The following is a 12,314-nucleotide window of genomic DNA, read 5'->3' on the forward strand; positions in this document are numbered from 1 at the left end:
GAAATGCACATTCCAGATCTAAATTGAACCAAAAGAACAGTTTAGGCATATATGATAAAAGCTGAGTTATCAATTCACACCACTATCCGCCTAACTATATAGAACCTTTCTATAAGGGAGACCTTATTTTTCTATAAGGAGAGTTATTGTTAGATTAAGTTACGCGTGATATACTAATCGATAATCTCAAAACCAACTAAAACCCTAGGAATAATCAAAGTTATTCATAAAGTGGAGGGATGAAATACGATGATAAAGATCTCAAATATAAAGAAAAGCTTTAAAAATAATATTGTTTTAAAGGATATTAGCTTTCAAGTGACTGAGGGTGAAGTGGTAGCCATTATTGGTCCATCCGGCTCTGGAAAGTCGACATTGCTCCGCTGTATCAATTTCCTAGAAAAACCTGATTCTGGAAAGATTGAAATCGGTGATGTAACAGTGGATACAACGAAGGCAACCAAATCAGAAATACAGAAATTGCGCATGCAAACATCGATGGTGTTTCAACACTACAACCTTTTTAAAAATAAAACAGCTCTAGAAAATGTAACCCATTCATTAAGAGTCACAAAGAAATTAAACAAAAAACAAGCGGACGAAATCGGACGTCATTTATTGAATCAAGTTGGACTTTTAAGCAAAGCAGATAGCTACCCGATCTCCCTATCTGGAGGACAGCAGCAGCGAGTTGGCATTGCGCGGGCATTAGCAGTAGGTCCCAACGCCATTCTATTCGACGAACCTACTTCTTCGCTGGATCCAGAATGGGTTGGTGAAGTACTGCGTGTCATATCCAGTATCGCCAATAAGGAGAAAACAATGATTATCGTAACCCACGAAATGAAGTTTGCCAGGGAAGTCGCAGATAAAGTCATTTTCATGGATGATGGTTTAATTGTAGAGCAAGGCACACCTGAAGAAATTTTTGATAACCCTCAAAATGAGAGAACAAAGAAATTTTTACAGAACTATCAAAAGCACTCCTCCGTGGAGTTAGATAAGGATATAGAAAATGGCAAATTTGCTCTTCTATAACTACAAGAAAGATGGCGGTGTCTTATATGAATTTTGATTTTGGGTATATGATTGAAATTATTCCTGAGCTATTAAAATATGTACCAGTTACCCTATATATATCAATCGTTTCCATGCTGTTTGCTATTATAATCGGAATCTTCCTTTCTTTAATTCTAGTGAATCGAATTCCAATTTTACAGCAATTATCCAAGGTGTACATTTCCTTCTTTCGAGGGACTCCACCACTCGTGCAGCTTTTAATGATTTATTTTGGCTTGCCACAATTAGTCCCCGCGCTTAATTCAATTAGTGCTACAACAGCTGCAATTATTGCATTTAGCTTAAATGTTTCAGCATACCTTGCAGAAATCTTTCGGGCTGGGCTGGAGTCTGTAGATAAAGGGCAAGCAGAAGCTGCATTAACGGTAGGTATGACGTACCCCCAAGCATTACGAGGAATTATCTTGCCACAAGCCGCACGAAATGCGATTCCTGCAACAGGAAATACATTTCTCGGTTTATTAAAAAATTCCTCACTCGCATTTACCATTGGTGTAACAGAATTACTCGCCCAAGGAAAGCTACTTGCGACAGCTACGCTTAATTTCTTTGAAGCTTATATGGCAGTTGCACTTATTTATTGGGGACTAACCGTTGTATATAGCGGCTTACAATCCTGGTATGAAAACCGTATTAGTAAACCTTACGTAAGAGAAACTTAAGTTGTTGGAGGATACATGAACATGAAAAAACGAATGATTTTAATTTCCGTCCTAATATTACTCTTTTTAAGCGCATGTGGACAAAACACAGATAACGGGTCAGCAGGAGATGATACTGTAATCAAGGTGGGCGCAACACCCGATGGCTATCCACAATATTTCTATGAAAATGAAAAATTAGAGGGCTTTAGCGTTGATATGATAGAAGCTATTTTCACTGAAATCGGGTATGAGGTTGAATGGGTCGTTACGGACTGGACTGGTGTGCTCGCTTCCTTAGAAACCGGGAAAATTGATACGGTTGCGAACTTTGCACAAACACCAGAAAGAGAAGAAAAGTATTCCTTTACAGAACCCTACTACTATTCCAGAGCTGCTCTTGGAGTAGCACAAGATAACGACACGATACAGTCCCTAGAGGATGTTAAAGGTAAGCAAGTTGGAAATGTAACGGGATCCAATTATCAAAATGTATTAAAAGAGCAGGATCCAAATGATGAAATAGAAATTATCAATTATGAAACACCAGATGTTATTCATCAGGATGTTGCATCAGGAAAAGTGGATGCATTTGTAACTGGAAGAGAAATCCTGTTAGCACAAATAAAAGATAAAGGAATCCCATTGCAGGTGGTTGGGGAAGCATTTGGAGAGAAACTAGTCTCCCTTCCATTTGCCAAGACAGATGAAAATGAAGCGCTTATTGCTGAAATTAATGAAGCAGTAGAAACATTAAAAGCTGATGGTACATTTCGAGATTTATCGATGGAATGGTTTGGTGAGGATGTAACGATCAGTCAAGACGAACAATAATTACTTGGGGGATTTTGCATGGGGAGAGTAAGCGGTAAGGTAGCAATAGTAACAGGCGGGGCATCCGGCATGGGTGCCTCCCATGTCAGAAAGCTCATGACAGAAGGTGCGAAAGTAGTTTTCACCGATGTCGCCACTGGGGAAGGAAAAGCATTACAAGCTGAGCTTGGAGAGGGGGTATTGTTTTTACAGCACGATGTAACAGATGCTGCACGTTGGGAGCAGGTCGTTGCAAAGACAGAGAAAACATTTGGCCCAGTGAATATTCTAGTAAACAATGCCGGAATTAATTATAGCGAACATCTAGAAAACTTCCCTGAAGAAGCCTATCGAAAGGTTATTGATGTTAACCAAACAGCTGTTTTCTTAGGAATGAAAGCTGTCGTCCCTTCAATGAAAAAAGCAAAGCATGGTTCCATTATAAATATTTCCTCCATTGGTGGCTTAAGAGGAAGAACAGCAGGCATTGCTTATGGAGCTTCTAAATTCGCTGTGACTGGAATGACAAAGGTAGCAGCATTGGAGCTGGGACAGTATCAGATTCGTGTGAATTCCATTCATCCCAGCCTAGTAAATACAGGCATGTTTTCCGAACAAGCCGGTGGAGACGCAGTGGCAACTGACCGTCCGTTGAACAGGGTGCTAACAAAAGAAGAGGTATCCAATCTCGTTCTTTATCTCGCCTCTGATGAATCCAGTTATACAACTGGGGCTGAATGCGTCATTGATGGTGGTTTGACCGCAAGATAAGAAAGGAGGATACAAGCCTATGGTGATTGATTTTAAAATGAAAGCACCGATTCCAAAGTGGGAAGCAATGTTTGAAAACGGCAAGACAGCATTACACGGCGTTTTTCATCAATTGGAAAACCTTGCACCAACAAAGTCTTCTACTGTTACAGATGTACTAAATGAGATGGATGAGCAGGGAATTAGTTATTCGGTAATTCTCGGTAGAAATAATGAACAAGGAAGCTCAAATGAAGAATTGCAAGCTTTCTTAACAAGCCCTCAAGGGGAACGATTCTTCGGCTTTATTGGGATTGAAGATATGACAGTCGATGAAGCTGTAGCTACCATTCACCGATATGGGAAAACTGGTGTTTTTCATGGGGTTGCAGCAATTCCATCAAAAATCAAACCATTAACCCCGATAGGCGATGAAAGCTTAGATCCCATTTTTGAAGCTTGTTTAGAATACGACTTCCCTTATTGTATAACATTAAGCTTGCTCATCTCGCTGACAAGTGAAGCACCTGATTATGATTATATCCATCCAAAGCAGCTTATTCGTGTAGCAAAGAAATATCCAGACTTAAAAATTATTATCTCGCATGCAGCATGGCCATTTGTTCAAGAATCTATCGCAGTTGCGACACATTTTCCAAACATTTACTTATGTCCCGACTTTTACCTCACCTTCCCTGGAGGCAATCAATACATAGAAGCTGCAAAGTCAGGATTGGAAAATCAACTTTTATTTGCAAGCCGTTATCCAAATGTTCCTTATGCTTATGCGATAAAGCATTATCAAAGCTATGAATTAGCACCTGAACTTTCAGCAAAGATTTTCTATGAAAATGCAAAACGTTTGTTAAAAATTGATATATGAAAAAATTCAATAAAAGAAAGGAAGAATTAAAATGGCAATTAAAGATTTGAACGTAGTCGTTTGGTCCAAACAAGGTTGCAGTTACTGTGCGGAGGTAAAGCAATATTTAAATGAAAAAGGCATTACATACAAAGACATTGATGTAACCGATCATGATGACAGACGTGACATTCTAGAAGTAAAATACGGTGTTCGACACGTACCTGTCGTGGAAATTGGTCAAGAAAACCAGTATGAAGCGATTACGGAAATAGGTGTGCAATATATTGAGGAAGCGTTGAAAAATAGATAACAAACCGTTCTCCTGCTTGTCATTCGGGCAGGGGAACTTTTTTATGTCTTTGTGAAATTGCAAGATGCTTTTTTTATCCTGCTTTTACTCTTTCCCTCTCCAACAAAAAAAGATCTACTAAAAAGTAGACCTCCTCTAACTAAGCATGTTCCTTCCGCTTCACTTTCCCAAAAAAATAATCAAGCTGTTTTTTCGTTCGATTCAACATATCCACATCTAAAATCGGATTATCACTTGTTTTATCTATCTCACTGTCTTGAAAGTAAAGGCCCTTTAAATTATGACCTTTCACAGTGGCCAGCAACGGTTTCAAAGCATACTCCAGGGCCAATAAATGGGATAGGCTCCCCCCGGTCATCACAGGTAGTACATGGGTATCCTGTAAAATATCCTGTGGCAGCATATCGAACAATGCTTTTAATACGCCAGAGTATGAAGCTTTGTATACCGGGGATCCAACAATTACACCGTCTGCATTTTCCAAATCATTGGCGATTTCCTTGATTTTAGTGCTGTTGAAGTTTGCAAAAAGTAAGTCCTCCGCATCGACATCCTTTACAGAAATATGTTTAACGGAAAAACCTTCTTGCTCGGCAAGCTCGCCTAGATAGTAAAGAATTCGCTCTGATCTCGACAGCGATGAAGGACTTCCCGAAACAATTACAATATTCATATTACGCACAACCATCCCCCTCTCTTAAACAGTAACCCTATCAACAAATATGGGTACTTCGTTTAATTACTCGCTAATGTCTTCTCTAAATGTTCAATACCAACTTCTGTCACTGCTTCATATGCATTTCCTTGGCCGATTTCCACAACTGGAACATGGCGTATCCCATATTTTGCTTCTAAAATATCTCTTCGATCATCATTTTCTGTGACATCGATCGTTTGATAAGGTAACCCTTTTTCCTCTAAATAAGTTTTTACCTCATTACAATAACTACAACCCTGTTTAGACCAGACTACGATAGATTGATTGTTTGGCATGCTTTATCCCTCACTTCGTTTTGATATGTTCTTTTTTATAGCGATTTTCAATAAAAGGCAGCCCTAAATTTCCTCGTAATGTATCACTTTCATAACCGCGATTATAGTAACCTTTTTCCACTAAAATTGGAACAACATGCTCGAGAAAATCTTCATACTGCTTTCCAAGTACATACATGCTCAATACAAAGCCATCTGCCGCATCCTGATCAACCCATTCGATCATTTTGTTCGCTACTTGTTCATACGTACCGAAAAATTCATTTTTAGGAGTTGCTACACGTAATGCTACCTCTCTTAACGTTAAGTTCTCATCTTTTGCCATTTTTTTAATCTCATCTGTTGTCGATTGAAAACTGTTTTTCCCGACCTCACCAATGTCCGGGAATGCCTCATCAAGTGGAAACTGACTGAAATTAAAATGATCAAAGAAACGCCCTAAATAATGCAAAGCTTCCTCAATACCAATTAAATGCTTAATCGCATTGTATTGCTCTTCTGCTTCTTCTTCCGTTGCACCAATGATTGGAGACAATTGTGGTAAAACAGCAATCGCTTCTCGCTTTCTACCATATTCTGCCGCCTGGTTTTTTAATGTACGATAATATTCCTGCGCACTTTCCAATGTCGATTTATTCGTAAAAATAGCTTCCCCATGTTTGGCAGCAAATGCAATTCCAGTCTTTGATGATCCTGCTTGGAAAATAACTGGCTGCCCTTGTTTAGAACGTTCAATATTTAATGGACCTTGTGCCGTAAAAAATTCACCATTATGATTCAAACGGTGCATCTTATCCTTGTCAAAAAATTGCCCTGTTTCACGATTTCTTACAAATGCAGCATCTTCCCAAGAATCCCATAATCCTTTCGTAACTTCTAAATACTCATCTGCCATTTGATATCGTAGCCGATGTTCTGGGTGGTTCCCTTTATTAAAATTCGATGCAGTTCCTTCCAAGGGTGATGTAACAACATTCCAACCAGCACGCCCGCCTGAAATTATATCTAAGGAAGCAAATTGACGTGCAACATTAAATGGCTCACTATACGTTGTCGAAATCGTCCCAACTAATCCAATATGTTTTGTGACCGCTGCAAGTGTCGATAACAATGTCAACGGCTCAAATCGATTTAGAAAATGAGGAATCGATTTTTCATTAATGTGTAGTCCATCCGCAATAAATACAAAGTCAAATCCAGCTTGCTCTGCTTTATGCGTCACTGCTATATAATGATTTAAATTAATACTTCCATCTGCCGGCACATCCTCAGATTTCCAAGAATTCATATGGCCACCGGGACCTTGTATTAATATTCCAAGTTTCATATTTTTGCTAGCCATCTTTCCACTTCCTTTTCTTATTCTTCTAGTAAATCGATATCAAACCATTTTAAAGATATCTCGGAAAATGTTCCATTCTCTTTTAGTTTCTCGATTGTTTGGTTAATCTCTGAAATTAAAGCATCATTTTCCTCAGTTTTTTGAAATGGTAAAGCAACGGGTTGGTCCCCAAATGGTTCATCTACAATTTGTAATGGAATGTCTCTTTCACTAATTTGTGCCATCAATTGCTCCCTGCCGTATATAAATCCATCTACTTTTCCTGTAGCTACATCTGTATAAACCACATCAACTGATTCATAAATGACCAGTTCATAATTTTCTTCTGGGTAATTTTCTTTTAATACATTTTCAAAGTTAGTTCCCATAATACTAGCTAGTTTTTTCCCTTCTAAATCATCTAATGACTGAATGTTAGCCCCATCTTTCGCTGTAGCAATTACTGCTTTCGAACTGTAATAAGGATCTGTGAAATTATATGTTTTTGCTCTCTCTTCTGTTGCTGCAAAATTAATAGCTGTATCGACTTTTCCAGATTGTAAATTTGCCAGTACCCCATTCCAATCCGTTATAACCCATTCCACTTCATAACCCATATCTTTAAAAATAGCGTTGAACACATCGACAACAAAGCCTTTAAATTCTTCATCTTCCTTAAAAGTATGTGGGTAACCATCAGGTACAGCTCCAACTGTAATGACTTTATCTTCAGTTGAACCTTCACTACTGGAACTTTCTCCACACCCCGCAGCAAAAAATAGGAACACAGCTGACAAGAATATCACTAATTTTTTCATTTATTCTTCTCCCCTTGATCATGAATAACTTAAAACTTGGTACAGTTACACTGTTATACCAGCCTTGTAATTGAACTACTTCCTACATCCAATTACAGCATAATTTAAAACACTAGCCCTGCCCCTTATTTATACAAATACCAAATTACGTTTAGTTTTTATTCAATAGCGGAACCGCCAACTGACTTAATAATTCAAATGATTTCAAGCGCTTTTGTTCATGCTGAATGGGTGTATGCAGAATAAACTCATCAATCGCATAAGCAGCTGCTAATTGATCTAACTCCCCTTTTACAAATGCAGGACTTCCTGCAATCATATCCACTTCTTGCTCTTTAACTTCAAAGGATTCCCTCGTTTGTTCCCGGAATAATTCCACTTGCTCAAGCGACTGAACCGATAGTGAGCGACCACTTTCAAGATGGATTTTATAAATTTTATAATGTCGTGCCTCTTCCTCTGCTTCTTCTTGCGTTACCGCAGCGAAAGATGCAATTGCAACAATAAACTTTCCTTCTGGATAAATATTCCTGTACTCCTGTACAGCTTCCCGAAGAATGTCATCATTCCCATTTAAAAAACGCGCAAATACAAAATTTGCACCCTGCTCTGCAGCAAGTCTAGCACTGTTTGAACTTGCTCCTAAAAGGAAAACAGGCACCTTCCTCTTTGGCTTTGGCAAAGCCTTTGCACCATATAATGCATGATCTTCGGGCAATGCATCATGAATGAATTGATTAAGTATGGTAAAACGTTCATCAAAATCGATATCACTACCCGCTGCCCCGTAACGCAAAGCCTTCGTTGATAAAGAAAAACCACCCGGTGCTTTTCCTACCCCTAGCTCCACTCTTCCTGGAGTAAGTGATGATAAAAGCTGGAAGTTTTCTACTACTTTATAAGGGCTATAATGCTGCAACATCACACCACCTGAGCCAATTTTGATCGTAGTCGTTTTTGCTAATAAATGAGAAATAAGTACTTCAGGTGATGTACCCGCAAGGTCAAGTGTCTGATGATGTTCAGAAACCCAAAAGCGTTCATATCCCCATTCTTCTGCCTTTTGCACGAATTGAATCGTGCTTTCTAATGCATCTTCAGCCGACTTCCCTGAAAAAATTGGACTTTGATCAAGTATCCCTAATTTATATGACATTACTTTCTCCCCCATATTTTAGCTTCCTATTGCAGAACTATTCTCATCACGCTGCTGGAAACATGTCTCCTTATTCATGCCAGTATTTCTATGAAAATTCTTGAATAACTTTTTTGTCCTTTCCTTCGTTGGGTCATCAAAAGTTACCTCTGGTGCTCTTTACTATGCATCCACCAACCTGCCATGAATAATACTTTATTCGCTGTTCCTTTTTTCGTTCTAAGTATATATCAGTATACCAATTAACTTACCCGGATTAATAAATTGAATTAAGTATAGCATCTTATTATAATTGCTACAATAGACGGGGTTATAAGTATTTCTTTGTTTACTTATAGGGAAGTTCTATATGGATTTGTCCAGATAAAATAAGGTTAAAAAGGGAAACTCATTCCACAAATGCTTTTCTTACTCCATAACGAAAATTAGCATGATGTTTTCTAATATCCGCTTCTGTTCCACCTTATAGAGAACATTTACACATAATTAGAAATAGGAACCTATCTTTATCATTCAATAGATTCCTAAACTAATGTGTTCTTCAAGATATTAAGCTCTAGCTTTTAACCGACTAATAATTTCCTCCGTAACTTCTGTGGTCGTATGTTTTCCACCGATATCCGGTGTGACGATTCCGTCATTCGTAACACTTTCAACCACATCTAAGAGAACGGTTCCAATCTCCTCCTCACCCATGTGGTCGAGCATCATTTTAGCTGTCCAGATTTGCCCAATTGGATTGGCGATGCCTTTTCCAATAATATCTGGAGCTGACCCATGAACTGGTTCAAACATGGATGGGTATTTTCCATTCACATTGATATTTGCAGCAGGTGCAATTCCGACACTCCCCATGATCGCTGCACCAATATCAGTCAAAATATCGCCAAATAAATTACTGGCAACAATAACATCAAATTTATTTGGACGCGTAACAAAGAAAGCTGCCAAAGCATCGATGTGCTGAGAGTCCGTTTGGATATCTGCATAATCTGTAGCAACATCGTTAAACACTTCATCCCAGAACGGCATCGTATGGACAATCCCATTTGATTTTGTCGCACTCGTCACATGTTTATTCCTTTTTGACGCCAAATCAAATGCATAGCGCATTGCACGTTCGGTTCCTTTTCGGGAAAAAATATTGTTCTGGATGGAGATTTCATCTTCTCCACGAAGAATTCTCCCACCAACCTCACTGTACTCTCCCTCACTATTTTCTCGGACAACAATTAAATCAAAGTCCTTAGGGTTAACGAGTGGAGATTTGATACCACGCAGAACCTTTGCTGGTCTAATGTTAATTTGTTGCTCAAACTCGCGGCGAATCTTGATCAAAAGCCCCCACAATGAAGTATGATCTGACACGAGCTTACTATTACCGACAGCCCCTAAGAAAATGGAATCAAAGTCTTTTAATCTTTCTAATCCATCTTCAGGCATCATCACGCCATGCTCCAAATAATACTCACAGCTATATGGAAACTCCGTGAACTCGAATGATAATCCACCATGAATATCTGATACCGTTTTCAAAACAGCTGTAGCAGCAGGAACAACTTCTGTACCAATTCCATCTCCTGGAATCGATGCAATCTTAAATTTCTTCATTTTCGCAGCCTCCTACATTTAATTTCTCAAAAGTCGTCGGTCGACTCTTTTAATTTATTTTAACTATATAATAAAGTCTGTCTTTTAGCAATCATGGATTATATTCACCAAAATAAAAACCGTACCCTATTAGGGCACAGCTTCATTGGCTTATATAAGTTAAATTCTACTCATAGTTTTCTAGTTGAATCCATCATAATTTGAAGTAAATGTTTCAAATCACGTTCTAAATGGTTGACCATCTCGGCAGAGGCTTTCGTTTCATCTCTTTCTTTCATATAATAGAAGATTCGACGATGTTGTTCCAAGATTTCCACGGCCCGCTCATTACCCTGGAAGTTTAATATCCGATAATAATTAATTAACCCCTTTAAATCATATACTTGTTTTTGCAAGCGGTTGTTTTTCGTATAGGTAAGAATTAATTGATGAAATTGTTCATTAAGGAAGATAATCGAATTGGCTTCAATCTTTTTATTAATAGCAGCTTCGGTTTCAGCTAATATGGCTTCTATTTTTGAAAGCTCGTCATCTGTCGCAAGTTTCGTTGTCAGATTAACAGCGAAGGATTCTAGCGCCATACGGCAATAATAAATTTCCTCCACATCTGTAATGGTTGGCTTATAAACGAGCATTTTAGATTTATCAGCAACTAGCAGTCCTTCTTTTTCAAGAATCCGTACTGCTTCCCTAATAGGACTCTTACTGACATTGTACTCTTTTGCTAACTGGGTTTCGTTGATGTGTTCCCCTGGTTGAAATTTCCCATCAAAAATCATTTGTCTGATCATACGATAAAACTGAATATAATAGGGTTCCTTTTTCTCTATAAACAATTTGATCATTCCCGTCATCTGCATGAATTGTTTGTGGAACTAGATTCGTGTATTTAAGGAAAGTAATATTCATTACCTTCCTTTCTACTATATCCAGATAAGACCAAGTATTCAACTTATGAATCCCGTATCCCTTTTAAAATATGAAGGAATAGTTATATTGTATTTACAAGCAGACTCTCATAATTAAAATACTGCCAGTTTTACCAACTGGCAGCTTTTATAATTCTAGTATACTATAGTACAAAATAACAGATCGGGGAGATTTCAAAAAGCCCATTGTGAAAAACCACATCGAAAAGAGCTTCGACTAACTGTTAACACGGATCTTTTTCAGTTCTACTTGAACTACCGCTTATACAGTCTCTAATACTTCTCCGACCTCTTTCTCACCTTCTATTACCTCAAATGTTTTCCTGTACGTGTTGTTGCGATCAAGCACATCGACAAGAATATGTGCTACATCAGCTCTTGGAATGGAGCCATCACCAATGTCGGGGAATTCATGTGAAATCTTAATTTCCCCTTTTGCTTCATCGTTAGATAAAGGACCAGGACGAACAATTGTATAATCAAGATTCGTTTGCTGGAGATGGCGATCCGCAACTCCCTTGGCAACCATATAATGTTTGATTTTATCTTCTTGTTCATCTGGATTGGCAGAGCCAACTGAACTTAACTGAACAAAGCGCTTGACTCCTTTATCCATAGCATAATCTACTGCTTTTATCGAACCATATAAATCAACAGTCATTGTTTTATCTGCACCAGTTGAACCGCCGGAACCTGCTGCAAAGATCACTGCATCCACATCGTCAAATGCAGAATTGAAGTCTTCTTCAAGGTTGGCAAGCACGACATTGTCTGCTCCGATTTCTTTTAATTTATCTACCTGTTCTTCTTTGCGTACCATTGCCGTAGCCTTATGATTTGAATCAGCCAGTTCTTTCACAATCTTCCTGCCAACTTGTCCATTCGCTCCAATAACGAGTACGTTCATATTATAACCTCTCCTTTATAATGATATCTGTTTAAAATGTTCCCTCTCACCAGTTTGCAAAACATAGCGAGGAAGGTTTCCCTATTTGTTCTGCTTTTAAAATAAATAAGACGCATGAAA

The 12,314-nt window shown here is 38.4% G+C and carries 14 protein-coding genes; 6 read left to right on the forward strand and 8 right to left on the reverse strand.

The window, feature by feature from the left end:
* Window positions 1-249: 249 nt before the first annotated feature.
* The 6 genes from NST46_RS01580 to NST46_RS01605 are packed head-to-tail and all read left to right on the forward strand — an operon-like array spanning window position 250 to window position 4,459.
* A complete protein-coding gene (locus tag NST46_RS01580; protein WP_095313265.1) occupies window positions 250-1,038 on the forward strand; it encodes an amino acid ABC transporter ATP-binding protein in 789 nt (262 codons plus the stop codon).
* Between the two features lie 26 nt (window positions 1,039-1,064).
* The gene (locus tag NST46_RS01585) at window positions 1,065-1,742 is read left to right on the forward strand and encodes an amino acid ABC transporter permease (RefSeq protein WP_340002207.1); all 678 of its coding nucleotides are present in this window, start codon (window positions 1,065-1,067) and stop codon (window positions 1,740-1,742) included.
* Window positions 1,743-1,763: 21 nt separating this feature from the next.
* The gene (locus tag NST46_RS01590; protein ID WP_341136647.1) at window positions 1,764-2,555 is read left to right on the forward strand and encodes a transporter substrate-binding domain-containing protein; all 792 of its coding nucleotides are present in this window, start codon (window positions 1,764-1,766) and stop codon (window positions 2,553-2,555) included.
* An 18-nt stretch (window positions 2,556-2,573) separates the two neighbouring features.
* Window positions 2,574-3,305 carry a glucose 1-dehydrogenase gene (locus NST46_RS01595; RefSeq protein WP_095313271.1) on the forward strand — a complete coding sequence of 244 codons (732 nt, stop codon included), beginning with the start codon at window positions 2,574-2,576 and terminating at the stop codon, window positions 3,303-3,305.
* A gap of 19 nt (window positions 3,306-3,324) precedes the next feature.
* Window positions 3,325-4,167: an amidohydrolase family protein gene (locus NST46_RS01600; RefSeq protein WP_341136648.1), complete on the forward strand. Its 843-nt coding sequence runs from the start codon at window positions 3,325-3,327 to the stop codon at window positions 4,165-4,167.
* Between the two features lie 31 nt (window positions 4,168-4,198).
* Window positions 4,199-4,459 carry a glutaredoxin family protein gene (locus NST46_RS01605; protein WP_095313275.1) on the forward strand — a complete coding sequence of 87 codons (261 nt, stop codon included), beginning with the start codon at window positions 4,199-4,201 and terminating at the stop codon, window positions 4,457-4,459.
* A 139-nt stretch (window positions 4,460-4,598) separates the two neighbouring features.
* Here the strand turns inward: NST46_RS01605 and ssuE are convergent, their stop codons facing one another.
* The 8 genes from ssuE to NST46_RS01645 form a co-directional block, all read right to left on the reverse strand.
* Window positions 4,599-5,132 (reverse strand): NADPH-dependent FMN reductase, encoded by a 534-nt coding sequence (gene ssuE, locus NST46_RS01610; protein WP_251659421.1) that lies wholly within the window; start codon window positions 5,130-5,132, stop codon window positions 4,599-4,601.
* Between the two features lie 62 nt (window positions 5,133-5,194).
* Window positions 5,195-5,452 carry a glutaredoxin family protein gene (locus NST46_RS01615; RefSeq protein WP_095313277.1) on the reverse strand — a complete coding sequence of 86 codons (258 nt, stop codon included), beginning with the start codon at window positions 5,450-5,452 and terminating at the stop codon, window positions 5,195-5,197.
* 10 nt (window positions 5,453-5,462) lie between these two features.
* A complete protein-coding gene (locus tag NST46_RS01620) occupies window positions 5,463-6,794 on the reverse strand; it encodes an LLM class flavin-dependent oxidoreductase (protein WP_341136649.1) in 1,332 nt (443 codons plus the stop codon).
* Window positions 6,795-6,811: 17 nt separating this feature from the next.
* The gene (locus NST46_RS01625; RefSeq protein ID WP_251659375.1) at window positions 6,812-7,591 is read right to left on the reverse strand and encodes a transporter substrate-binding domain-containing protein; all 780 of its coding nucleotides are present in this window, start codon (window positions 7,589-7,591) and stop codon (window positions 6,812-6,814) included.
* Window positions 7,592-7,742: 151 nt separating this feature from the next.
* Window positions 7,743-8,747 (reverse strand): LLM class flavin-dependent oxidoreductase, encoded by a 1,005-nt coding sequence (locus NST46_RS01630; protein ID WP_118890333.1) that lies wholly within the window; start codon window positions 8,745-8,747, stop codon window positions 7,743-7,745.
* Window positions 8,748-9,296: 549 nt separating this feature from the next.
* A complete protein-coding gene (locus tag NST46_RS01635; protein ID WP_251659379.1) occupies window positions 9,297-10,358 on the reverse strand; it encodes a tartrate dehydrogenase in 1,062 nt (353 codons plus the stop codon).
* 170 nt (window positions 10,359-10,528) lie between these two features.
* Complete coding sequence (locus tag NST46_RS01640; protein ID WP_341136650.1) at window positions 10,529-11,149, reverse strand: GntR family transcriptional regulator; 621 nt, start codon at window positions 11,147-11,149, stop codon at window positions 10,529-10,531.
* A gap of 400 nt (window positions 11,150-11,549) precedes the next feature.
* Window positions 11,550-12,194, reverse strand: coding sequence for an SDR family oxidoreductase (locus NST46_RS01645; RefSeq protein WP_341136651.1), 645 nt, complete (start codon window positions 12,192-12,194; stop codon window positions 11,550-11,552).
* Window positions 12,195-12,314 lie beyond the last annotated feature (120 nt).

It is taken from the genome of Oceanobacillus sp. FSL W7-1309 (assembly GCF_038002145.1).
In the GTDB taxonomy this organism is placed as follows: domain Bacteria; phylum Bacillota; class Bacilli; order Bacillales; family Amphibacillaceae; genus Oceanobacillus; species Oceanobacillus profundus.

Bases quoted from the DNA above. Each gene is read 5' to 3' on its own strand.
- NST46_RS01580 (WP_095313265.1), top strand. From the start codon at position 250: ATGATAAAGATCTCAAATATAAAGAAAAGCTTTAAAAATAATATTGTT.
- NST46_RS01585 (WP_340002207.1), top strand. From the start codon at position 1,065: ATGAATTTTGATTTTGGGTATATGATTGAAATTATTCCTGAGCTATTA.
- NST46_RS01590 (WP_341136647.1), top strand. From the start codon at position 1,764: ATGAAAAAACGAATGATTTTAATTTCCGTCCTAATATTACTCTTTTTA.
- NST46_RS01595 (WP_095313271.1), top strand. From the start codon at position 2,574: ATGGGGAGAGTAAGCGGTAAGGTAGCAATAGTAACAGGCGGGGCATCC.
- NST46_RS01600 (WP_341136648.1), top strand. From the start codon at position 3,325: ATGGTGATTGATTTTAAAATGAAAGCACCGATTCCAAAGTGGGAAGCA.
- NST46_RS01605 (WP_095313275.1), top strand. From the start codon at position 4,199: ATGGCAATTAAAGATTTGAACGTAGTCGTTTGGTCCAAACAAGGTTGC.
- ssuE (WP_251659421.1), bottom strand. From the start codon at position 5,132: ATGAATATTGTAATTGTTTCGGGAAGTCCTTCATCGCTGTCGAGATCA.
- NST46_RS01615 (WP_095313277.1), bottom strand. From the start codon at position 5,452: ATGCCAAACAATCAATCTATCGTAGTCTGGTCTAAACAGGGTTGTAGT.
- NST46_RS01620 (WP_341136649.1), bottom strand. From the start codon at position 6,794: ATGGCTAGCAAAAATATGAAACTTGGAATATTAATACAAGGTCCCGGT.
- NST46_RS01625 (WP_251659375.1), bottom strand. From the start codon at position 7,591: ATGAAAAAATTAGTGATATTCTTGTCAGCTGTGTTCCTATTTTTTGCT.
- NST46_RS01630 (WP_118890333.1), bottom strand. From the start codon at position 8,747: ATGTCATATAAATTAGGGATACTTGATCAAAGTCCAATTTTTTCAGGG.
- NST46_RS01635 (WP_251659379.1), bottom strand. From the start codon at position 10,358: ATGAAGAAATTTAAGATTGCATCGATTCCAGGAGATGGAATTGGTACA.
- NST46_RS01640 (WP_341136650.1), bottom strand. From the start codon at position 11,149: ATGATCAGACAAATGATTTTTGATGGGAAATTTCAACCAGGGGAACAC.
- NST46_RS01645 (WP_341136651.1), bottom strand. From the start codon at position 12,194: ATGAACGTACTCGTTATTGGAGCGAATGGACAAGTTGGCAGGAAGATT.